15 protein-coding genes are annotated in these 22691 nt (G+C 58.9%); 2 read left to right on the top strand and 13 right to left on the bottom strand.

Annotated features, from left to right (window positions below; all coding sequences use genetic code 11):
• Nucleotides 1-10: 10 nt before the first annotated feature.
• Genes ACA059_RS11285 through ACA059_RS11260 form a run of 6 tightly spaced genes read right to left on the bottom strand, consistent with a single transcriptional unit; the run spans nt 11 to nt 4270 of the window.
• Nucleotides 11-541, bottom strand: a complete 531-nt coding sequence (locus ACA059_RS11285; RefSeq protein ID WP_497633831.1) for a 3-phenylpropionate/cinnamic acid dioxygenase subunit beta — start codon at nt 539-541, stop codon at nt 11-13.
• 11 nt (nt 542-552) lie between these two features.
• Complete coding sequence (locus ACA059_RS11280) at nt 553-1902, bottom strand: aromatic ring-hydroxylating oxygenase subunit alpha (RefSeq protein WP_497633830.1); 1350 nt, start codon at nt 1900-1902, stop codon at nt 553-555.
• A gap of 52 nt (nt 1903-1954) precedes the next feature.
• Nucleotides 1955-2296 carry a non-heme iron oxygenase ferredoxin subunit gene (locus tag ACA059_RS11275; protein ID WP_497633829.1) on the bottom strand — a complete coding sequence of 114 codons (342 nt, stop codon included), beginning with the start codon at nt 2294-2296 and terminating at the stop codon, nt 1955-1957.
• Nucleotides 2293-3147, bottom strand: a complete 855-nt coding sequence (locus ACA059_RS11270) for a DODA-type extradiol aromatic ring-opening family dioxygenase (RefSeq protein WP_497633828.1) — start codon at nt 3145-3147, stop codon at nt 2293-2295. The genes ACA059_RS11275 and ACA059_RS11270 overlap by 4 nt, the downstream gene beginning before the upstream one ends.
• A gap of 4 nt (nt 3148-3151) precedes the next feature.
• Nucleotides 3152-3448: an extradiol ring-cleavage dioxygenase gene (locus tag ACA059_RS11265; protein ID WP_497458298.1), complete on the bottom strand. Its 297-nt coding sequence runs from the start codon at nt 3446-3448 to the stop codon at nt 3152-3154.
• A gap of 6 nt (nt 3449-3454) precedes the next feature.
• Nucleotides 3455-4270 carry an alpha/beta fold hydrolase gene (locus tag ACA059_RS11260; RefSeq protein ID WP_497633827.1) on the bottom strand — a complete coding sequence of 272 codons (816 nt, stop codon included), beginning with the start codon at nt 4268-4270 and terminating at the stop codon, nt 3455-3457.
• 330 nt (nt 4271-4600) lie between these two features.
• Here ACA059_RS11260 and ACA059_RS11255 point away from each other — a divergent pair, with 330 nt between their 5' ends.
• On the top strand, nt 4601-5176 hold the full coding sequence (locus tag ACA059_RS11255; protein WP_497458300.1) for a TetR/AcrR family transcriptional regulator: 576 nt from the start codon (nt 4601-4603) through the stop codon (nt 5174-5176).
• Here ACA059_RS11255 and ACA059_RS11250 read toward each other — a convergent pair.
• From ACA059_RS11250 to ACA059_RS11230, 5 genes are all read right to left on the bottom strand, one after another.
• Entirely contained in the window at nt 5165-5389 is a 225-nt protein-coding gene (locus ACA059_RS11250; protein ID WP_497633826.1) for a hypothetical protein, read from the bottom strand. The genes ACA059_RS11255 and ACA059_RS11250 overlap by 12 nt on opposite strands.
• A 295-nt stretch (nt 5390-5684) precedes the next feature.
• Nucleotides 5685-6074, bottom strand: coding sequence for a VOC family protein (locus ACA059_RS11245; RefSeq protein ID WP_497633825.1), 390 nt, complete (start codon nt 6072-6074; stop codon nt 5685-5687).
• Nucleotides 6075-6485: 411 nt separating this feature from the next.
• The gene (locus ACA059_RS11240) at nt 6486-7517 is read right to left on the bottom strand and encodes an IS110 family RNA-guided transposase (protein ID WP_497633824.1); all 1032 of its coding nucleotides are present in this window, start codon (nt 7515-7517) and stop codon (nt 6486-6488) included.
• A 181-nt stretch (nt 7518-7698) separates the two neighbouring features.
• Nucleotides 7699-7935: a hypothetical protein gene (locus tag ACA059_RS11235; protein ID WP_497633823.1), complete on the bottom strand. Its 237-nt coding sequence runs from the start codon at nt 7933-7935 to the stop codon at nt 7699-7701.
• Between the two features lie 131 nt (nt 7936-8066).
• Nucleotides 8067-8420: a bifunctional diaminohydroxyphosphoribosylaminopyrimidine deaminase/5-amino-6-(5-phosphoribosylamino)uracil reductase RibD gene (locus ACA059_RS11230; RefSeq protein WP_497633822.1), complete on the bottom strand. Its 354-nt coding sequence runs from the start codon at nt 8418-8420 to the stop codon at nt 8067-8069.
• Nucleotides 8421-9010: 590 nt separating this feature from the next.
• Between ACA059_RS11230 and ACA059_RS11225 the strand changes: the two genes are divergently transcribed.
• Nucleotides 9011-9751 (top strand): Mut7-C RNAse domain-containing protein, encoded by a 741-nt coding sequence (locus ACA059_RS11225; protein ID WP_497633821.1) that lies wholly within the window; start codon nt 9011-9013, stop codon nt 9749-9751.
• Between the two features lie 6 nt (nt 9752-9757).
• Here ACA059_RS11225 and ACA059_RS11220 read toward each other — a convergent pair whose 3' ends face one another.
• Nucleotides 9758-10453: a tRNA (adenine(22)-N(1))-methyltransferase gene (locus tag ACA059_RS11220; RefSeq protein ID WP_497634655.1), complete on the bottom strand. Its 696-nt coding sequence runs from the start codon at nt 10451-10453 to the stop codon at nt 9758-9760.
• A 741-nt stretch (nt 10454-11194) separates the two neighbouring features.
• Nucleotides 11195-22237 (bottom strand): peroxidase family protein, encoded by an 11043-nt coding sequence (locus tag ACA059_RS11215; protein WP_497633820.1) that lies wholly within the window; start codon nt 22235-22237, stop codon nt 11195-11197.
• Between the last annotated feature and the right edge of the window lie 454 nt (nt 22238-22691).

The raw sequence follows: 22691 nt of genomic DNA, 5'->3' as shown, positions 1-22691 counted from the left end.
GTGCGTGTCCTCAGAGGAAAGTGTTGATGTTCTTGCACAACAACATCGCGTTTGGAATCAGGATTTTGCGCTTCAATAACTTCAGCCCGTCGGCCTCGCGGCGCAGCACATCCTCACGGCGTCCGACCAGTTGATGGGACTCGTCCAGACCTCGGCTGCGGATGTTCATGAAGCACGAGAACGCAATGAACTCGCCTTCCTGTTCACCGGCAAACACCTCGATATTGCTGATCAGGTGAACGTTGCGCGTCGGTGGGTTTTCAGCCCAGGCCGACGGCTGTTTGAACCGCGCCACCCGACGCTGCAGATCGCGCATGCCGTCGTCGAAGAAGGCCATGTGTTCCAGCCTGTAGGGGCCCGACTTGTCTTCGCGTCGGCGGTTCTCGATACCGGGCATCCAATAGTGGATGGTCTCGCTGAGCGACTGCAGCCACTCATCCCAGCACTCGTTGTCGAGCAGGCGGGCCTCACGCAACAAGAAGGCCTCGACGGCGCGTGTGTCTTCGAATGCAACGGGTTGTTCCATTGGCAAAGCATTCATTTTCGGTCCCCTCAACGCATCTTGCCGTTACGATCTGGTACGTCCGCCCAGGTCGGCGATTGCAACAGGTCTTTCCAGCGCTGGTAAAACGCACGGGAGTTGCATTCGTTGAGTTGTCCCTTGAACACATTGCCAGGCAGTTCGCTGTTTTCGATGCGTGTATTCATGCCAAGGCCGACGTACAGATCCTGATAGCGCGTGACCATGCCGCGACTGGTCTTGGTGCAGTATTCCCAGTTCTCGCCATCGTCCATTTCGAACACGCCGGTTGGGGAGAAGGTCATCATCGCGCCACGGCGCCATTTGTCCTTTATGTCCTGCGGCGCATTTTTGTTGACGATGACCCAGGTAAACAGCTCGATCTTGTGTGGCCCGCGCGGTTGCCAGATGCGAACCGTGTTCTGCCCCGGCAAAAAGGAGAAGTTGGGAAACACGGTGAACGAAGAAATCGAACCGATCAGCTTGGAGCGGAACTCACCCAGCCGCTCCGCCACTTTCGGGCGCAATACGTGCAGGTATTTGTTGATTTCTTTCTCGCCCAGGGTGGCGGCATTGCCGACCACATCGGTGGCGAACTCGTAGCCGTGGCCATTCCAGTTCACCGAGTAGGACTCAGGAAGGTCGCCGACGTTGGCCACCGGCCCGCCCAGCATGGCCTTGGCCGCGGAGTCGTGAGTCCAGCCACCGTGGAGGATGTCGCCGACGAAGTTTTCAGCCGCGACTTTCCAGTTGCATTCGATGGTGGAACGGATACAGCCACCGAGAAACTCACTGCCGCCCTCGTCCATGTCGAGCATGACATCCAGGTACCAGGTCATCGGCCCCAGGTACTCTTCAAGTGTCGGTGCATCGTCGGCAAAGGTGGCAAACACCAAACCCTTGTAAGTCGCAACACGCGCTTCGCGCAGTCCATGTTTGGACTTGTCGAAATTACTTTCCTCATAGCACTTGGATTCATGCATACCCAGCAACCGGCCGCCATCGGCGCCGAATGACCAGCCGTGGTAGTTGCAGATAAAGCCCCGTGCATTGCCCGCCTCGGCGAAACATATCTTGTTGCCACGGTGTGGGCAGGCATTGAGGAACACCTTCAGTGATGCGTCCTTCTGACGTACCACCAGAACCTCGTCCTCGCCCATGCTGGTGGCGAGATAGTCACCAGACTTGGGCAATTGGGATTCATGGGCTACGAACAGCCAGCAACGCGCGAAAATCTTCTCGAGTTCTTGCTCGTAGATGGCCTGGTCCCAGAACACCTTGCCGGACAAGCGTCCTTCATCCATGTCGCACACCCGATCAAGGTTCGGCAGGCTGGGTGTGGCTTCAATGGTTCTGAGTGGTATGTGTTTGCAGTTATCCATGCTCTAGACTCACAAGGAATACGGGTGGTACGACAGGCCTTCGTGTCGAGCGTCAGGCTTCGGCAAGAGCGGCATCACTGGCGTGCTCGAGGTCGGCAAAGACCTCTTTGTCGGTAACGATGATCCGATACGTTCGAAGGTGCTTTTCGCAAGGAAAAGTTATCGCCTTGCCGGTCGGAATATGAAATTGCCCCCAATGCACCGGGCAGGTGATCAGATCGTCTTCCAGGTCACCTTCCGCCAGAGAGGCCGTGGCGTGTGTGCACATGTCCGAGGTGGCATAGAACGTGCCGCCCAGGTTGTACACGCAGATAGCTTCGGCAGCGCCATGGCTGACTTTTTTCAACTCGCCCGGCGACAGTTCATCGCGCTGGCACAGCAATACACGGCTCATGACCTTTCCTCCGCACAAAACAATTGCAAGAAACCCAACCCGGTGACCCAGGCCGGTACAGCTTCATAGGCGATGACTTCACCGGTCGGTTGGGCGACGGCAGCCATGGCACAGGCGAAATTGCGGATTTCCATGGCGCCATTGCCGGCGCGACGCAAAATCTCTTCATCGGAATAGGCGCACAGCGCTTGCAGATCGCCGTTGATGCCGTGGGCGAGAATCTCCCGGTCGAAGTCCTCGGCAACCCGACCCATTTCCGCCGTCCCTACCCAGTGACTGATGCCGCCGCTACCGATAATGACGACGCGCTCCTCAGCATCGAACGACTCCACCGCAGCACGGATCTGGCGACCCAGGTCGGCAGCTCGCTTAAGCGAGATGTAAGGATCCACGCCACAGGCCAGGTACACAGGAATGGTCGGCAACTCCCGACCGAGAATGTGCTCAGCCGGCTTGACCGTCAGCTGATGTGGAATCGAGAACGAGTGGTCCACGGTGAAGCTGCGTGCCACCGTCCAGTCGATGCCCTGCCCCTCGCCATGCGAGACGATATGCCCGGCCAGTTTTTCCTGGTTGCGTACCACTCCTCGCTCCAGCCCCGGCAAGCGATCCAGTGGACCATCGACATCACCGGTACCGATGACATAACGCGGCAGGCACTGGGTGCCGAACAGGATGTAATGATCGCAACCCACGATGATCACCGAGGTTGGCGCCAACTGCGCCAGGCGCTGAGCACATTGCTCGTATGCACCCCAGACTGCATCACCCTGGGCCGGCGGCGGCGCGTTGGGGGCGACGAACATGACCGGGTCATGGGGCATCCAGAAACCGCCTACTATCTTGCCCATCGGTTCACCCCTTGAGTGCGGCGGAGAACGCCGCGCGTTGTTCATCGGTTGCACCCAGGCGCTGCTTGTACAGCGACATGCTTCGCTGAGGTGCCAACTCCTGCCAGAAGCCCATGGTCAGCATCGGATTGACCCCGACCGCTTGCAGCGCGGCGACATCGAAGCCCACGACCATTTCGACTTCTTCTTCACTCAATGCGAAACGCCCGAGGAAGCCTTTGGGGTCTTCGCGAAAACGCTCTTTGGCGGCGCGATCAACTGAAAGTTGCCACAGCGCTCGCTCCAATAGATTTCGGCTCATGTCGGATCACTCGCTCAGGAAGTCGCGAACCAGCGCCGCAAAGCGCCGCGGTTGCTCGCTCTGCACCCAGTGGCCGCAACGGCCGAACAGATGCAAATCCGCATTCGGGACGCTGTTGGCAATCAGCATTCCGCAGGATGGCGGCACTACGCGATCTTCACGACCATGCACGACAAGGGTCGGCGCGACGATCTTGGCCAATGCCGCGGCCGGGAAACCCTTGACCAGCGTTTCGCCCTCGGCGGCTGGCTTGGGAATGAGCTTGCGCAGGGCTTCCTGGGAACCGGCGCGGGCGCTGGCTTCGTAACGCGCCTTGACCAGCTCGGGCGTGATCAAGGCCTTGTCGTGTGGGAACAACTCCATCAGACGCTGCATGTTTTCCAGGGATGGTTCGTACTCCCAGGCGCCGCGCAATCCAGGCGTCTGCACGAATTCACCGGCAGGCGTGCCCAGCAGGACCAGTTTGTCGACCCGCTCCGGGGCGAACACCGCCAGGCCAATGGCGACCGCGCCACCAAAGGAATTGCCGACGAAAGAGGCCTTGGCAATATCCAGCGCATCCATGATGCCGACCAGGTGGCTGACCCACAGTTTGATGTCGTATTTGGCCTCTTCCTGGAACTCGGTGAAACCGAATCCGGCAATGTCCGGCACGATGACCCGCCATTTGTCAGAGAACGCCGACATGCTCCGGGACCAATTGGTCCAACCCGAAACGCCAGGACCGGAGCCATGGAGCAGAAACAGGGCGTCGCCCTGACCTGCTTCGTGATAGTTGGTCTTGTGTCCTGCTGCCAGCAGGGTTTTTCCAATACCGTCCATAAGGCCTCCGGTTGTTTTTATTTATGAAGATACAGATGTGTATCTGTATGCTAGAGAGGAAACCAGGACGCGTCAACACTCAAAATACAGACATGTATCTCAGTATTGGACGCAGAATCAGGTGCTAGAGCGGAAAAATCATTTTCTAACGAAGATACATAGCTGTATCTTTATGATGAGCGGTCAGCCTGGTACAGAAAAGATCTGTTGAATACACCTGTGAATTGCGGCTGCCTGGAAAGCAGCCAGGCGTTAGAATGTTTTTCCTAGCCCGAGGCGCCCTACCCGCCCCCGGCACTCATCCACTTGGTTGGACAAGGCCCTAGCACAATGTCAACACGCACCAGTCTCACTCGAGAAGATTGGATTCATGCCGCACAGCATGTCCTGGTTACCAGCGGCGTAGACGCCGTTCGGGTCGACACTTTAGCCAAGGAGTTGAAGATCACCCGTGGCAGCTTCTACTACCACTTCAAAAGCCGTGGTGAATTACTCGAAGGCATTCTCGGCAACTGGCGGTCCCGTGCGACCGAGGATGTCATCCTTCAACTGCGTACCGCACACACTTCACCGCTCCAGCAACTGCAACGCCTGCTGGAGCTGCCATCCCATGGCCAGACCGCTCGCGAAGCCGCCGCCATTGAATTGGGGATACGCGCCTGGGCACGCCGGGACGATAAAGCCAGACAAGCCATCGACGAAGTCGACCGCTATCGCCTGAACTATATCGAGGGTCTGTTGATACAAGCTGACGTGACGCAGAGCGAAGCCTGCGATCGCGCTTATCTGATCTATGCCTATCAAATCAGCTTGTCATTGCTGCACAGCGAAGACACTGCGCAGGATCGCAAGGATCGCAGCGCTCGCATGGCGAACATTCTGATACCTGAAGCACTACCTGCGTGACACGCACAGAAGACGCCCGCCGACCATAGAGCGGTGAAACGACAGGCGGCTGAAGCGGTGAATGGTCTCGCTAATAGCCGTGGCGTTACCGCCCAGCGTGCACAGGTCGGTGGGCCAGACGACTTCCTGCAGCATCTCACTGAGTAAGGGTGCGGCGATGGAGGAGATCCATTGCTCGTTGCGAAAACCTTTACTGACTTCGCGTACTTTCAAAGTTTGGCATTGGTCGTTTGCGGCCCGTCGCGACAGGCAGCAATCGGCCAAAAGCGGCCCTTAGTTGACTACAAAATGAGGAGCGATTCAGGCGTCAGCCTGCCTGGCATCATTTCTCTTCAGGATCCTCAATCCAGCCGGGCTTCTACCACTACAGGGACTCGACATTCAGCTGCCTAACGCTTGGTTAAGGGGAGGATGCGCCCCAGTGAGCCGAACGAACGATTTGAACCAATTGTTATACGCGGTTTGTGGTGAAAAATTCATGAGTGTGCGGTTTGTTATAAATCGCTCCTCACAAACACTCAAGCAGGAACTTGTTAGAGTGCGGCCATACTTCTTCTTCAGGTTTGTCAAATTGCAAAAACTCTATTAAGTCACGACCTTCAAGGACAAATGCAACTGTTACCCCCTCGCTGGGACTTGTTGGCTCTAGGATTACTTGCCGGCCATAGATTGCTTTTTGCAGGTCATCAACCACATAGCCAATATGAGGTTGTTTTCTAATTATTTCAGGGAGAGAACTGTCCTTATCAAATTTCATCCATTCCATTGCATACGGGGAGTCAAAGTATCCTGTAGCGTGCATTTTCAAAGCAGAATTATAGGTGTCCGCTGGGAGGTCATCAGTAATAGGGATTCCCACGTGGTGGAAGGTAAGCTTCTGATAGGTTGGTTCATGCATGTTCAAGATTCCGATAATTAGCTCTGTTTATACTCATGCATTCTACATGTATGAGCTATAACGTTTGGTTAAGACTGTCTAGCTGACGTGTCGAAACTGTGTCGAAATCTGAATTGGCCCTGAACTCGTAGACACATGTCCGTATATGGACTCCTCCTCGTTGCAAGCCTCCTTTGCTTTGGCGCCCGTGCCGACTGCACACGTATATTCGGCCTCTTACTGCGGCATCGTTTTGATGCAGGGCCATGATGGGCTATTCGCGCGCCGGCTCCCGATCGCTTTTTCGTGCTTTTAGCACTTGGACATTCGAGGGTTTTGCCGACGCCGGTTCGACCGGTTTGCCATCGTTCAGGTTGCTTCGCAATCGTGGTTAAGAGTTGTTTCTCTCGTAGAACACGCCGGGTAAATAGATCAGGCCGCTGCCTGATTCGGTTGGTAATCAGTACCGTGACGCAGCATCGCCCAAGCCATGCGTGCAGTTTTGTTGGCCAGCGCAATAGCGGCCACATTGGGATGCGATCGCTCGGCTAAACGAACGGCCCACTGACTGAGCCGATCCTCTTTGGATTTGGCTGTGCGTAGCGCCGAGCGTGCGCCATGCACCATCAATGTTCGTAGATACGTATCACCGCGCTTGCTGATACCGAGCAGTCGATCCTTACCACCAGAACTGTGTTGCCTCGGTGTCAGTCCCAGCGAGGCGGCAAACTGTCGGCCATTGGCATACTGACGGGCATCACCGAGAGCGACGACGAGCGCTGTGGCGATCATTGGACCGACACCGCGCAGCTGTTGAAGGCGAACGGCGGACGGCTCGTTTGTCGCGATCGCAGTGATCTCGCCGTCGAGCTTGCATACACGCCCATCCAGCGCACGAAGGTCGTCCCACAAACCATCCAGAAGACGACGAAAGCGTGCCGTCAAACCGTTATCGGCATCCTCTAGCCAGCATGGTATTGCACGACGCAGCATCAGCAATTCCTTCGGTGCAACGAGACCATACTCGGCGACCAGCCCACGGATCTGATTGGCTTTGGCCGTCCGCTGTTCGATTAAGCCGGCCCGGATGCGATGCGTCGCCTGGATATCCTGTTGTTCGATCGTCTTGATGGCGACGAAGCGCATGCTGGGACGGCTCATCGCTTCGCAGATCGCCTCGGCATCGTTCGCGTCGTTCTTGTTGCTTTTGACATAAGGTTTAACGAACTGAGGGGCGATCAGCTTGACTCGAAATCCGCGAGCTTCGAGTTGCCGCGCCCAATGATGGGCCCCACCGCAACTCTCCATGCCGATCTCACAACCAGGTTCGACCTTTTCCAGCACCGTCTGAAGCCAGCGATCACGTGGTAGCCGCTGCCGCCAGATCGGCTTCTCATGACAATCCACGCCATGGATCTGAAACACGTTCTTGGCCAGGTCGACCCCAATGCGCATAAGCTTCATGTGTGGACTCCTTCTCACTGTTGACTGTGGTTCGCACTTTCAGTCTGGCACTCAAGATGCCGAAGTGAGGAGGAGTCCATCCCATTGCTTTTGGCCGATTGCTGCCTGAGGCCAAGGGCTGTGATCGGCCAAAAGCCGCCCTTTATGCCAAGGCGCGCAGTGCTCGTCGCTGCACCTGGCATCAACTGGATTGATCGACGACCTTAATCTGCGTCAACCCTACCAGCTCAGCCTGTTCTAAAATCTCGTCCGGCGTCGCGTCCGCAGTGGGCATGATCAGGCTGTTTTCTCCATCCCCAAAATGCAGCTGTAGCAGGTGCATCGCCGCCTCGTGTACGGACAGCTGAGGCCGCTTGAGTTCAAATATGTGCGTGCGGAGCTCGCCGTTGAACAGGTATGCCAAGGTGTATTTGCGCATGGTGGGAACCTCAAAACGGGAGAAGTGCAGCTGACTATCCGGACTAGTAGTCAGCTTTTATTTCAACTGCTGAAGACGGTGGCCGTCCGGGCATCACACCTTGCACCGCGGTGCCGGTCAACTAAGACGATCTATTTAACGTCGGGATCCGCCAATCCACCTGGTTTGCTCATCAAGAAACCAGCCAAGTCTTTTGCTGCTTCCTCTGCCAACAGCCCGACAACAACCGTAATGCCCGCCTCTCGCAGAATTTTTATACCTGCGCCTGAATTTCTCGGATCAGGATCGAGCATTCCGACAAATACTTTTTCGACTCCGCTATTTACCAGCGCCTGCGCACACGATGGAGTTCGACCATGAAAGGAGCACGGCTCCAGCGTGACAAACGCCGAAACACCGCGGCATTCATCAGGTAGCCGGTTCAACGCCATTGCTTCCGCATGATGAAGGTGGCTGAGTGAAGCCTTGGCTGACCACCAAGTCATCCTTCACCAATACGCAGCCTACCGGTGGATTTGGCAGGCATTCAGGTAAGGCTAAGCGCCCCTGAATCAGGGCTAGATGCATGAAATCTTTATGGGTGGAGTGGCTAGACATAATCAGTTCGCTGTCATCCTTGGTGCCCGAATTTTGGCACAACGGATTGGTCTTGGCTTGTCAGTCTCGTCAGCGGATATTGAGTACTCGAAGGGCTGCAATGGGTCGATAGTAGCCGGTCATGTAGTGCGACTAACGGCCAAAAAGCTGGCTTGCTCAGCCTAATGTGTACTGCTTGAACTGCATCGACTCGAGTACAAACACACCTTGCTGTTCCCGGCTCGGTGATGGACTCGTTTTCTGGTGTATCCGCGCACGATGCCGTTCTATCCGGTCGCCTTCCCAATATTGCGACCTTGATGAACGCCCGGCCTGCTGGGTAGCAAATGACGTGGATAACAATTTCAAGCAGTACATCCAGCATCGAAGCTCCATGGCATAGTCAATTTCAACATGATTACGATCGTAGTTTGGGGCCTGCCGGAGAAGATGTCCGGACTAGACTCGCTCATCCTGCAGCCCTGCCATACTGTTCAGCATGACCAGTGCAACCTTCCGCTTCTACGAGGAGCTCAACGATTTCCTGCCGGCCGAACGGCGGCGGCAGTCATTCACCTGCAAGTGCGCGCGAGGGGCGACGGTCAAGCACATGATCGAGGCGCTCGGGATACCGCACACGGAGGTCGAGCTGGTGCTGCTCAACGGCGAGTCGGTGGGCTTCGAGCGGGTGATTTTCGACGGTGACCGGCTGGCGGTGTATCCCAAGTTCGAAGCGCTGGACATCAGCCCGCTGCTAAAGGTTCGTACGCAACCTTTACGGGTGCTGCGCTTCATCGCTGATGCGCACCTTGGCGGACTGGCCAGCCTGCTGCGCATGAGCGGCTTCGACACCCTCTACGACAATGGCTTCGAGGATGGCGAGATCGCCGAGATCGCTGCGCAGCAAGGTCGCATCGTGCTAACCCGCGACCGCGACCTGCTCAAGCGACGGATCATCAGCCACGGCTGTTACGTGCATGCCCTGAAACCGTCGCTGCAGCTGCGCGAGTTGTACGAGCGCCTCGACCTGGCGCGTAGCGCGCGGCCATTCAGCCTGTGCCTTCATTGCAACCTGCCGCTGCACGAGATCAGCCCGGAACTGGCCCGGCCGCAGGTGCCGCCACGCGTTGGCGCCCTCTATTCGCACTTCTTGCGCTGCGACGCCTGCCAACGGGTTTACTGGGAGGGTTCGCACTGGCGCGGCATGTGTGCACTGCTGGCACCTCTGCTGGACCGATAGCCGAGCTCAAGCCAGTAGCTCGGTGATCCACCGGGCCTGCCGGGTGATGTCTTGCACCTTCTCCTCGGGCACGGCCTGCCGCGCACGGGCGAAGTGGGTCAGGGTCTTCTGCTTCTCGCGCAGCATGCGCTGCCACTTGATCAGGAACGCCGGGCTGCGGGCCTGCATCTGCAGCGGGCCGAAGTAAAGCTCCTCGGCGGTGTACTTCACCGGCCCGGCGCGCTCGGCGACGATGATTTCGTAGTCGAAGCGATTTTCCCGCAGCAGTTCCTCGCAGAGAATGCGGTAGCCATTTTCCATCAGCCATTGGCGCAGTGGCTGCTCGCCGCCGTTGGGTTGCAGAATCAGACGCTCCTGGCCGCTCAGACGCGCCTTGCCGATGTCGAGGATGTCGCGGATCGTCTCGCCGCCCATGCCGCAGATGCTGATCGCCGTGATCCCGTCTCCCGGCTCGATCGCCGCCAGTCCATTGGCCAGGCGCACGGTGATCCGCTGGTCCAGGCCGTTCTCGCGCACGGTGCGTTCGGCCGAGCGGAACGGCGTCAATGCCACCTCGCCGGCCACCGCCGCCACGATCGCGCCACGGCGCATCAACGCCACCGGCAGGTAGCCGTGATCCGAGCCGATATCGGCCAGGCGCGCATCTGCTGGCATATGCGCCGCCACGCGCTCCAGGCGCTGGGACAATGTCTGTTCGTTCAACCGCAGTTCCTTTTTCAGTGTCCGCATCAGGTCGATATCAGCAGGTAGCGAAAGGCGCAAGCACCTGTGCTATTGCCACACCCACGTCGAGAGAAATCCCCCATAAATGGGCTGTATTACCCGCATCCTGTTTCAACTTTTTTGATGGAGAACCAGCCACAGAATCAGGCTGCCCCGCCGGCGGGGAATTATAGGCTGTTTAGTTTTTTGGCATAGAGAATGCTGTGAGTTCACTAGCGCATTAATTGAGAGTTTGAAGCGCTGTTACCACTGGAAAAACAACTTTCCTGAGGCACTCCCTATACATCAACCGTTGCCTTGAAAAACACCTGCGCCGCAGATCAGGCGCGCATTGCTAGCCCTTCTGAGGAGTCACTTTCATGCGCGTCGAGCCGCTAATCCTCACGCTGGTACTCATTCTTTTCATTTTTGCGATAGGGGCAGCCTGGAGTCTTATCATCTTTTTCAGCAGTTAAGAGACAGTGGGAAGCATTCAATTGGATCGCTACCTGCTGCTCTAGATCCAACGCCTGACACTTCCAGAGCGTTGACGACCCTTCTTTTTCCACTCCCCAGTCAAATGTTGATCAAGCGTTTCCTAAGGTCCGACATACCGACCTGCCAGGGTGGTTCACCCATTTTCAGCTCAACAAACAGCCAGTTTTTTTAAAGAAAAAAAGGGAGGGCATCCATGCCCTCCCCTCCGCTTTCCACGCGTCTGCAACAGTACTGATCAGGACCTCAAGTGGCGAGAATGAAGTCTGCGGCAGTGACGGTTGTTGCATCGGCCACACCGACCAGGCGGATGGAGTCAGCTATTCCTGCGGAGCTGATCAAGGTATCCGCACCGACATCGGTGATGATGACGCTGCCGGCAAAGGTCGCAGCAGTGACGCCGAACGCGGAAATATCGAGCCGGTCCTGGCCTCCCACCGGGTTGGCATCGAAGCCGATGATCTGATCGACCCCGAAGCCCGCTGCGAACATGAAGATATCGTTGCCACTGCTGGCAACCATCACATCGTTGCCGGCACCGCCAGTCACCGTATTGTTGCCAGTACCGCCATCGATAAAGTCATTGCCAGCACCACCCAACAATGTGTCGTTAGCGTCACCACCGAGCAGCGTGTCGTTGCCTGCTCCACCATTCAAGACATCCGCCCCATCACCGCCGTCGAGGCTGTCATCGCCAGCGCCGCCGTTGAGGGTATCCGTGCCAAGGCCACCGAACAGTTGGTCGTTGCCGGCGTCGCCATTCAGTGTGTCGTTACCGCCGTTGCCGGTGAGGATGTCGTTGCCGTCGCCACCATTGAGGGTGTCATTACCCACCCCGCCGGTGATGGAGTTGTTCAGCCCGTTGCCGTTGCCGACGAAGTTGCCGGCTCCGGTGTAGGTCAGGTTCTCGACATTAGCGCCCAGCGTGTAACTGGCCAGCGAAGTCTGCACGGTGTCCGTACCGCCACCCGCCACCTCGACCACCACGTCTGCGGCTGCATCGACAACGTAGGTATCGTTGCCGGCGCCCCCCACCATCCGGTCAGCACCCGCACCGCCATTGAGGAGGTCGTTACCCACCCCGCCGGTGATGGTGTTGGCTAGCGCGTTACCGGTACCGGTGAAGTTACCGGCGCCCGTATAGGTCAGGTTCTCGACGTTGGCACCGAGCAGGTAGGTCGTCAGACTGGTTTGCACCAGATCGGTACCACCACCCAGCGCCTCGGTGACAACGTCACCGACGTTGTCGACCACAACCGTGTCGTTGCCGGCACCGCCGTTCATGGCATCCGCGCCGAGCCCACCGTTGAGGGTGTCGTTGCCGTCCTCGCCATTGAGGACGTCATTGTCGTCTCCGCCGTTGAGGATGTCGTCGCCAGTGCCGCCAAACAACTGGTCGATACCGGCGAGGCCATTCAGCGTATCGTTCCCGCCCAGGCCAGACAGCACATCGTTACCCGCGGTGCCGGTGAGGGTGTTCGCCAAAGCATTGCCCTGCAGTACCACGCCCTGTATCACAACCGCCGCCGTCGCCGCCGAGGTCACCGACTCCAGCGTGCCGAAGCCATCGGTGTAGCGCACGATCACTCGCAGTTGCAGATTGACCTGCGCCGCACCAGGGGTGAAGGTCGCAGCAGTCGCGCCGTTGATGTTAGTGAAGGACGCGCCGACACCTTGCTGCCACTGGAAGCTGAAGGTGCCCAGCCCATCCGGATCGGCAATCCCACCCGTCAGCGCGGTCAGCACCTGCCCTTGATCCGGTGTCGTATCACTGATCAGCAACACACCTGTCGGTGCATCGTTGACGTTGGCCACCGGCCCCAGGATGTTGGACGAAGCGCTTTCGGCCGCACCGAAGTCATCCACGTAACCGACCACCACGCGCACTGCCTGGCCGACCTGAGCCTGGCCAAGCGCGAACGTGCTACCGGTAGCGCCGGCGATGTTGACGAAGCCAGGCCCGTTGTTCGCCTGCCATTGGTAGGTGAAATGCGGATTGCTCAGGCCATCAACGTCGATGATGCTCGCCGGGTTAGCAGTCAACACCTGGTTCTGCACTGCAAGCCCGGTTACGGTCGGCCCTGCAGTCGGTGCATCGTTGACGTTGTCCACCGGCCCCACGATGTTGGACGAAACGCTTTCGGCCACACCGAAGTTATCCACGTAACCCATCACCACGCGCACTTCCTTGTCGACCTGAGCCTGACCAAGCGCGAACGTACTACCGGTAGCTCCGGCGATGTTGACGAAGCCAAGCCCGTCGTTCGCCTGCCACTGGTAGGTGAAATGCGGATTGCTCAGGCCATCGAGGTCGATGATGCTCGACGGGTCAGCGGTCAACACCTGGTTCTGCACGGCAAGCCCGATAACGGTCGGCCCTTCGGTCGGTGTACTGTTCCCGGACGAATCGACGATCTCCAGCGTGCCCTTGGCGTCCTGGTACACCGCACGAACGCGGATGTTCAGACCCGCCTCATCGGCCCCCACCCGGAAGGTGGTGCCACTCGCCCGCGCTGCCTCGCCAGCGGCGATAATGGTGATGTCTTCAAAGATGCCTGACCCAGGAATGTTTTCGACCTGCCAGTAGTAAGCCACCGCACCAGTTACCGCACTGGTCGGATTGGCCACGCTTTGGTTGTCCGCGTCGTGTACCGCCGAATCACTGACGCGCAACAACTGGCCGGCGACAGGCGTTTCGTCACGCACACCGGTGGCAGCATCGAGGATTGCCAGATGACCCAATGGGTCGTTGTTTTGAGCGGTGCCCACTCCGGACGACACCGCAACGTCAGCGAACTGCAGACGCTCGATGCCTGTCAGGCGATCGACGCCATCACGCCCTGCCACCGAGTCGGTCACGATGACCGTGTCGCCATCGATCTCGATGCCGTACTCCCCCAAATTACCGGAGAACAACGCAGTGTCGTAGCTGTTATCGCCGGTCAGAATCTCCCGCACGATGACCAACTGGCCCGGGTTGTAAGTACCGTTCAGCATAAACGGCACCATTGGCTCCATGCTGTCGAACGTGGCGATTTCCGGGCCAGTCCCATCAGCATTCGCCCGTACGCTGATGCGTACGTTCAGCCACTTGTCACCATCGATGATGTCGTCGCCACCGCGACCTTCGATCAGGTCGCTACCGCTACCGCCGAGGATGATGTTGCCGCCATCGAAGAACGTCGCGCCGTCTGGCAGCAAATCAGCCAGGCCGTTGATCAGGTTGATGTTGGTCAGCACACTGCCGGTTGCACCCGCAGTGGGCAGCGATGTGGCATCTTCGTTATCACCGCGCAGGAAGTCACCGTGCGATGAACCCGACAGACCTTCCATGATGTCGAAACGCACCAGCGCTGAAGCACCCGAACCCGGCATCGGTGGAACATCGAAAAAGCGGTCGGTGAAATCGATGGTCACGCCTTGGGCGAGCCCCTTGAAGGTTGCCCAGTCATAGCCGGAGCCACCGATATAGCGGTCACCCAGGCCGAGACTGCCGACCATGATGTCGTCGCCGCCTTCACCGTTGAACTTATCGTTCTCGTTACCGCCGATGAACACATCGTGGCCGATCACCGGGTCATTGCCAGCCGGGTCGAAGTTGTCGCCAGGTGCACCGTCCGAAGTGCCCTTCTCGATCCAGTCGTCGCCTTCGTTACCCATGTCCTGTTCGTTGGCTTTGCTGCCCAGGATGAAGTCGTTGCCCTGGCCACCAATGGCCTCGGAAGCGTCCTCACCGGTAATGATGAAGTCATTGCCGAACCCGCCAATGATCAGGTTGACGCCGTTGCCACCGTGCAGCACGTCGTTGCCGTCGCCACCCTGGATGTTATCGTCGCCGCCGAGGTCGGTGATGATGTCGTCGCCGGCGCCACCACGCAGTTGGTCGTTGCCGTAACCGCCTTCAATGCGATCGTTGCCGCCGTCACCCCAGACCGTGTCATCACCTTCACTCGAAACGAGGATGTCTGCGCCGTTGGTGCCGCCCAGCACGATGTGCTCTCCACCCGAGTACCGGATGTAGTTGGTGTCTGGCCCGTCGGTCAGCGGGTTGTCGCGGAACACCACTTTCTCGCCGTTCTCGCCAAGCGGATCGGCGAAGCCCAGGCCATCGTTGTACTGCTTGGTCTTGTCCACTTCCAGATAGAACCCAGGGTCCGAGAACACCAGGCCCGGCAAGTGCGTGGCCGAAGTGTTGGCCATGATCAGCTTGGCGAACGAGTTGCTTTCCAGTTCGGCGTTCATCGACAGGCCAGCGGTACGCTCCAGGTAGTAGAAGCGGTCACCGTCCTGCAGTTTTTCCAGCTGGTTCTCGAACACAAAGTTGAAGGTCGAGCCGAGCATGCCGCCGAACGGAGTTTTCTCTTCGGCCAGGCCGCCGATCCAGAGATCGATGGCATCGACGCCCGTGATCGTCACTCCCTTCAGATCGTCGGCAGTCCCCAGCACCCCATCCTTGCCGGCCCGCGTTACGTTGGCCCAGTCACCGCTGCCGTTGAGGAAGTCCAGGCGGTCATCCGGCGCATCATCACCACCAAATACCAGCGCCATGGCTGCAGCGCGTTTGCCTTCCAGCGTGGTCGCCTCCGTGATCGTTTCATGCGTGCCATAGGCCGCGATGAAGTTGATCAACGACTCCGGATGTTTCAGGTGCTGCACCAGGTCGACCCAGCTGCTGTACGGCTTGAGTTGGGTATCACCGGTTTGGCTGAAGATGTCGCGGCGGATCGCATTGAGCGAGGGAATCCCCACGTCGCGGCCACGGGCGATGTTCAACGCCGGCAGGTCGAGCGGCAGGCCGAGCAGGTTGTTGCGCAGCGCCTCGGTGACGAACTCGTCGATTTCGTTACCGGCTTGCCGAGTCAACCCACGCACGATCGCACTGGTCGCATCCTCGGGCGACACACCACTGGCGGCGTACGCCAACGGGTTGAGGAACGCCGCGATCAGGCCGAGTTGCTGATCAGGATCAGCACTGTTCGGATCGCCGACCACGTTGAAATCGACGTCGAAGCGATCGACGGTCTCGGTCAACATCGAGTGGCCAAACCGGTACACGGTGTGGGCGAACTCGGCGACGATCGAGGCATCGAGGTCAACGTCATAGACTTGGGTCGGTGCGAAGAACAGGTCGACCCTGGGCTGAATGGTCCGCGCAAACTCCTCGAACACCAGGTGCTGATACTGCATCTCGGTGCCGAACTTGGCAGCCTGGAACAAGCGCTCGCCATTCCACACCAGCGCATCGATCTCAGCCTGGTTGGCTGGCAACCCGCTCACCGGATTGAGCAGCCACTCGTTGAGGAAGGCCACGTCACCCGAATCGAGCACGGTGTCCTTGGTCTGTGCGACCAGCCGATTATGCTCGGAGTGGAAGATCGCATGCACCGCGGTCAAGCCAATGTTCTCGTTGACCCGGCCGTCGCCAGCGATGTAGTGCGCATCCAACAGTTCGTTGTCGTAGGCCAGGTTGGCCCCGGTCTGCGGATTGAACGGCACTGAGTTACCGACATCGTCATCCGCGTCAGGCACGAGCACGCCACCGCTGAACACCGGCGCTGCATTGTTGTTGATGTCGACGAGGAACTGGTGACCGGTGCGCACAGCATTGGTCAGGCTAATGGGGGACAGCGGATTGCCTTCGACAAGGACGTCATCAGCCGTGCCACCAAGACCGTCAGCCCCTTTCATCACAACCATCGGGAAGCCGTTCGGCCCCTTGATGAAATTGCCGTAGGCGTCAGTCGCCAACAACGGGGCGTTACCGACGTCGGCATCGGTAAGGTGGATACCCAGGATGTCGTTGGCCTGCGCTTTGACCACCTTCCAGGTCGCCATGCCACCGATTTCGGTGTCGTCCGCGGAACCATACTTGCCATCCGCTCCCAGGTCACGGTTAGTGATCAGCCTGCCGGTCGCGATAGGGCCGTTGTCGGTCAGCTCATAACCGCGCAGGAAAACCTGGTGCGACGGGTGCGAGCTGTAGGTCTGGTTTTGGTCCACAAACGGCGAGGTGGTGTTGGTGTGTTCATGGATGTCGTCGGCCGTGCCGAGAACACCATCCGCCCCTGGCAGGTTGGTCGCGCGGGTCAGCACCATGAAGTTGGCGTTGCCGCCTTCCACATACAGCGGATCATCCGCTTTCAGCGGGATGAAGATGGTGCCCGAACCACCTTTGGTCACCAAGTCCAGACCGTGATCGAAGAACTGCCCGAAGAAGGTCATCCAGGCGTTGAACGGCGCGGACAACCCCGCATCCGCCGTGGTGTTCTCGAACAGGTACACATTGTGGTCGTCGGCAGTACCGAACTGACCATCCATGCCGGGGCTGGCGACTATCCGTACGCCATCCTTGAGTACGTCGTCGTTACCCACCTCGCCGAAGTTGAGCTTACCGTCTGCCCCAGGGTCGTAAGCCGTGGCATAGGCCGCCGGGTTGTTCGACGTCTGGTCGACGATCAGATTGCTGATGGTGCGCGGCTGCGAGTCAAACACAGAGCCGCTGTTCTGTTGGTACGACGATCCCGGGATGGCCGGCGAGCCGGGGCCAAAGAACCCTACAGGAGCACCTTCCGCCGGATTGAAGACCGGATCGGACAAGCGCGGGAAGGTGTTATCCGCGGCACCAAACTCGGTGTTGTTAATGCCGTTGAGGTTCATCAGGTTGTTGTTCGAGCCATCGACCGCACGCAGGCCCAATGGCGCGCGGATATTCGGGATCAGCGAAAGAATGTCCTGACCGGCCGCGTCGGCCTCGGCAATCTTGATCTGATCAAGAATGAAGTTGAGGTCGGAGCGGACCATGTGAAGGCCCTCGCCACCCGCGGTGGCATCGACTACCGGTGTCGGCGCCGTCGGCACGACCGGCGCGCCGGGAACCACCACGTCAGTCGGCTGCGAGAACACTACTTCAGTCGTGCCATGACCATCCTGGTAGATCGCCTTGACCCGCAGTGACAGCCCGGCAAGATCCGGCGAGACCTTGAACGAGGTGCCGTCGGCACTTTGGAACCCCAGGTCACCCGCAGGCAGCAGGATGATGTCTTCGAACACGCCGGTGCCGGGGTCGGCTTCGAACTGCCAATAGTAGGACACCGAGGCGTTATTGACGAAACCCTGCAGGTTACCCACCGCGATGTTGTTGCCATCGCGCACACCGGCCATGCTCACGGTCAGTGTGTCGCCCACTGTTATCTCGCCGCCGTTTCCATCCGCGACGGTCGGCCTGCCCGTCGGTTGTGCATTCAGCCCAGACACCAGCACTCGCTGGGTATCGGCGAACTGCAGGCGTTCGATATGCAGCAAGGTATCGGTGCCGTCGCGACCCACTTCGGTATCGGTCACCGTCCAGACATCGTCCGCCAAATTGGCCGTGCCGCGGGTGTCCTGCGTCACCACATACTCGGACTGAAGCCCGGAGAAAATCGCGGTATCGAAAGCCGCTCCGCCCGTCGAGGTGCCGGGCAGGATTTCCCGCACGGCCTTGAGCTGCCCCGGGTTATACGTGCGGTCCAGCATGAACGGGATCATATCGACCATGCTGTCGAAGGTAGCGATCTCGGGGCCGGTATGGTTGACGTCACCGGGGGCATAAACTGCAATTCGGACATTGATCCATTTGTCGCCATCGATCAGATCATCGCCGCCGCGGCCCTCGATCAGGTCACTGCCATTGCCACCGAGGATGATGTTACCTGTGGCAAAGCCGGTGGTCGGCAGGCCGGCATCGGCCAGAAACTGCTCCAGTCCGCGGATCAACGCCACATTGGTCAGCGCACTGCCCGTGGCACCACCGTGGTTGATGATAGTGTCCGCATCAACATTATCGCCCTTGAGCACATCGGCGAATTTCGAACCGGACAAGCCTTCGACCTCGGCAAAACGGTCGAGAATCGAGGCCGGCGAGGCGCCGACCGGATTGAACACCCCGTTGTTCTGGTTTGGCGCGTTGCCGTGTGGCTGCGCCAGCTCGGCCATGGTCAGGTCAACGGTCACGCCGCTCTTGTCATTTTTGTAGGTCACCCAGTCGAAACCGGACATGCCATCCATATTGTCCTGGGCATCGCTGCCGACAAAGATGTCATCGCCACCCTCGCCGATCATTTCGTCGAAGCCACCACCACCGACAAAGATGTCGTTGCCGATCACATCGTCATTGAGCAACGGCGAGGCGTTATCGCCAGGCGCGCCGTCCTGGGTGCCTTTCTCGATCCAGTCATCTCCTTCGTTGCCGGTAGCTGGCAGGTTGGTCTTGGCACCGAGGATGAAATCGTCACCCTGACCGCCGAAGGTGGTGCTGACGTCCTCGGTGGTGATGATGAAGTCCTGGCCATCGCCACCCAGGATCAGGTTGCCTGCAACCCCCATGCTACCGGCCACGATCACGTCGTTACCGGCATTACCTTCCAGACGGTTGTCGCCAAACGAGTCGGTGATGATGTCATCGCCCGCACCGCCCAGCACCGCATCGTTCCCGGCGCCGCCTTCGAGGCGGTCGTTACCGCCGTCGCCGTAAACAGTGTCATCGCCGTCACCGGAGATGATGATGTCATTACCGGCGGTACCGCCCAGGACGACATGGTCTTCACCGGTGTATTGCAGATAATTACTGTCCAGACCTGCGGTGTTGGGGTTGTCGCGGATCACCAGCGGCACGATTTCCACGCCGTTGATCATGATGCCGCCCGTAGGATCGTCTTTGCCGTCCAAGCCAAGGTTAGTGAACTGATTGGCCTGATTCACTTCGAGGGTGAACGTCGGCGTCAGGAACACGGTGTTCGACAGGTGGGTGACATCGGTGTTGAGCATCATCAACTTGGCAAAGGAGTTGTTCTCCAACTCGGTGCCGAAGTTCAGACCCGCGGTACGCGACAGGTAGTAGAAGCGGTCGCCGTTCTGCAACGCCTCCATCTGAGTTTCAAACACGAAGTTGAACGTCGAGCCGAGCATGCCGCCGAACGGCATTTTCTGCTCGGCGAGGCCACCGACCCAGAAGTCGATGTCGTCGAGACCCGTGATCGTCACACCCTTCACGTCGTCGGCAGTACCCAGCAGCCCATCCTTGCCGGCCAGCGTTACGTTGGCATAGTCACCGGTGCTGTTGAGAAAGCTCAGGCGGTCACCCGGTGAACCAACACCGCCGAACACCAGCGCCAAGGCTGCAGCGCGTTTGTCTGCCAGTGAGGTCGCCGCCGTAATCGTGTCATGCGTGCCATAGGCCGCGATGAAGTTGACCAGCGACTCGGGGTGCTTGAGGTGGTCCGCAAAGTCAGCCCAACTGATGTACGGCTTGAGCTGGCTGTCGCCGGTTGATGCGTACATCTCACGGCGCGCTTCATTCAACGTGGGGATGCCAGTGTCGCGACCCCGTGCCAGGTTCAGGGCCGGCAAATCAAGCGGCAGACCGAGCAGATTGTTGCGCAACGCTTCGGTGACGAACTCGTCGATCTCGTTGCCGAGCTGGCGGGTCACACCGCGAATGATCGCCCCTGCCGCTTCGTCCGCAGTAGCCCCGCTGCCGGCAAACGCCAGCGGGTTGAGGAAGGCCGCGATCAAACCCATTTGCGAGTCCGGGTTGTTCGGGTCAGTGAGGAGCGGATTGAACTCGGGGTCGAAGCGATCGACGGTCTCGGTCAACATCGAGTGACCGAAGCGGTACACCACGTGGGCGAACTCGGCGAGGATTGCCGGGTTGATCGAGGTGTCATACCCGTTAGGTGCAAGGAATTCGTCGATCTGCGGCTGAATGGTCCGCGCGAACTCCTCGAACACCAGGTGCTGGTACTGCATCTCGGTGCCGAACTTGGCGGCCTGGAAAAGGCGCTCGCCGTCCCACACCAACGCCGCGATTCCGGCGGGTGTAGTCGGAATCGCGGCCACGTCGTCCACCAGCCACTCATTAAGGAAGGCCAGATCGCCGGCGGCAAGGAGGGTGTCCTTGGTTTGCTGGACCAGGCGGTTGTGTTCGGAGTGGAACACATGGTGCACGGTGGTCAGGCCAATGTTCTCGTTCACCCGGCCGTCGCCGGCAATGTAGTGAGCGTCGAGCAGTTCGTTGTCGTAGGTCAGGTTGTTGCCGCCCGCGCCAACCAGCTGCGCATTGCCGATATCGTCGTCAGCATCCGCCTGCAGAACCCCGCCAACGACTACCGGCGCGGCATTGTGGGCGATGTCGTCGAGGAAGCCATGCCCGGCGCTCACGGCGCTGGCCAGGCTGATCGGAGCATCCCGGTTGCCTTCGACCAGTTGAGTGACGTCATCAGCTGTCCCGGCGATCCCGTCAGCACCGTTACTGACGCGCATCACCACCTGCGGCATGCCGCTCGGCCCCCGGATGAAGTTGCCATACGCATCGGTTGCGAGCAGCGGCACGCTGTGCACATCGGCGTCGGTCAGGTTGATACCGAGAATGTCACGGGCCTGGGCCTTGACCACTGCCCAGGTCGCCATGCCGCCATTTTCGCCGTCGCCATCATCGGCAGTGCCGAACTTGCCGTCGGGGCCGAGATCGCGGTTGGTAATCAAGCGCCCCGTTGCAACAGGGTCACCTGCCGCGTTGAGGACATACTCGCGCAGGAACACCTGATGCGAGGGGTGCGAGCTGTAAGTTTGGCTTTGGTCCACGAACGGCGAGGTGGTGTTGGGCTGGCTATCATCGGCAGTGCCGAGTATTCCGTCCGCCCCGGGGGTATGCACTGCACGTGACAGCACCATGAAGTTGGTCGGGCTGCCCAGCACGTACAACGGATCGTCCGGCTGCAGCGGAATAAACACGAAGTCGGTACTGCTCTTGGTGACCAGGTCGAGGCCGTGGTCGAAGAACTGGCCGAAGAAGGTCATCCACGAGTTGAAGCCGGCGGTCAGACCGGCGTCCGGTGACTGGTTGGGGATGAAGAACACTTCCTTGTCGTCGGCCGTGCCGAACACGCCATCCAGACCGGGGCTGATCACCGGGTCTGCACCGCCGTTCGCCGCTACTGCGGCCGGGTTGTTGGCGGTCTGGTCGACAATCAGGTTACTGATAGTCCGTGGCTGCGAGTCGAACACCGTCCCTGACGCGGCATAGGCCGCTCGATACTGGGCATCAAGCACGCGCAGGAAGGAATTGTCCGCGGCGCCAAACTCGCTTTGCCCGGCGACCAGGTTGTTGTAGCTGCCATCGACGGTTCGCAGGCCGAATGGCACCTGACTGTTGGGCAGCAAATCACTGAGGCTGGTGCCGTCGGCATGCGCTTCTGCGATGAAGATTTGCTTGAGGATGAACTCCAGGTCCGACTTGTTGAAATTGGCCATTTTGATTGCCCTCGATCTCTTTAGGGAAAGGACACGAGACGATAAGAATCTTCCCGCACCCAGTCCGGTGCTGGCTTGCGCAGTGTGTTGGTTCTTTTTTTTGGCGAGCGCTGGCACGGGAAGGCAGAGCCGTTACACGGCCCCTCCGGGATGCGCGCCTGGAATTCGCGAAAGAATGGCTCGCTCGGCGATTAGGCAGAGCGAACCCGAGCCTTGGGTGGGCCATGGAAACTTGAAGTAACGGCGAACTTCCTGAACAGCCCCTTCACTCCGCAGTAAAACGAAATCATCGACATGGTGTGCTCCATCGGGAAAATCATCACACCTTGCGTTGCCAAAAAGTTGACAGGCTTCAGGCGAGCGGCTCCCTCAATGACTGAGACTAAAGTTGCATAGCGAAAAATTGTCAATTTTACGACACGCAAAACAGACGACTGGTGATTGACCTCACAAC

The sequence above is a fragment of the Pseudomonas sp. LBUM1647 genome, assembly GCF_059716175.1.
This window is presented reverse-complemented; position numbering and strand designations above follow the sequence as displayed.

Coding starts and splice junctions, on each gene's coding strand:
- ACA059_RS11285 (WP_497633831.1), bottom strand. CDS start 541: ATGAATGCTTTGCCAATGGAACAACCCGTTGCATTCGAAGACACACGC.
- ACA059_RS11280 (WP_497633830.1), bottom strand. CDS start 1,902: ATGGATAACTGCAAACACATACCACTCAGAACCATTGAAGCCACACCC.
- ACA059_RS11275 (WP_497633829.1), bottom strand. CDS start 2,296: ATGAGCCGTGTATTGCTGTGCCAGCGCGATGAACTGTCGCCGGGCGAG.
- ACA059_RS11270 (WP_497633828.1), bottom strand. CDS start 3,147: ATGGGCAAGATAGTAGGCGGTTTCTGGATGCCCCATGACCCGGTCATG.
- ACA059_RS11265 (WP_497458298.1), bottom strand. CDS start 3,448: ATGAGCCGAAATCTATTGGAGCGAGCGCTGTGGCAACTTTCAGTTGAT.
- ACA059_RS11260 (WP_497633827.1), bottom strand. CDS start 4,270: ATGGACGGTATTGGAAAAACCCTGCTGGCAGCAGGACACAAGACCAAC.
- ACA059_RS11255 (WP_497458300.1), top strand. CDS start 4,601: ATGTCAACACGCACCAGTCTCACTCGAGAAGATTGGATTCATGCCGCA.
- ACA059_RS11245 (WP_497633825.1), bottom strand. CDS start 6,074: ATGCATGAACCAACCTATCAGAAGCTTACCTTCCACCACGTGGGAATC.
- ACA059_RS11240 (WP_497633824.1), bottom strand. CDS start 7,517: ATGAAGCTTATGCGCATTGGGGTCGACCTGGCCAAGAACGTGTTTCAG.
- ACA059_RS11235 (WP_497633823.1), bottom strand. CDS start 7,935: ATGCGCAAATACACCTTGGCATACCTGTTCAACGGCGAGCTCCGCACG.
- ACA059_RS11230 (WP_497633822.1), bottom strand. CDS start 8,420: ATGACTTGGTGGTCAGCCAAGGCTTCACTCAGCCACCTTCATCATGCG.
- ACA059_RS11225 (WP_497633821.1), top strand. CDS start 9,011: ATGACCAGTGCAACCTTCCGCTTCTACGAGGAGCTCAACGATTTCCTG.
- ACA059_RS11215 (WP_497633820.1), bottom strand. CDS start 22,237: ATGGCCAATTTCAACAAGTCGGACCTGGAGTTCATCCTCAAGCAAATC.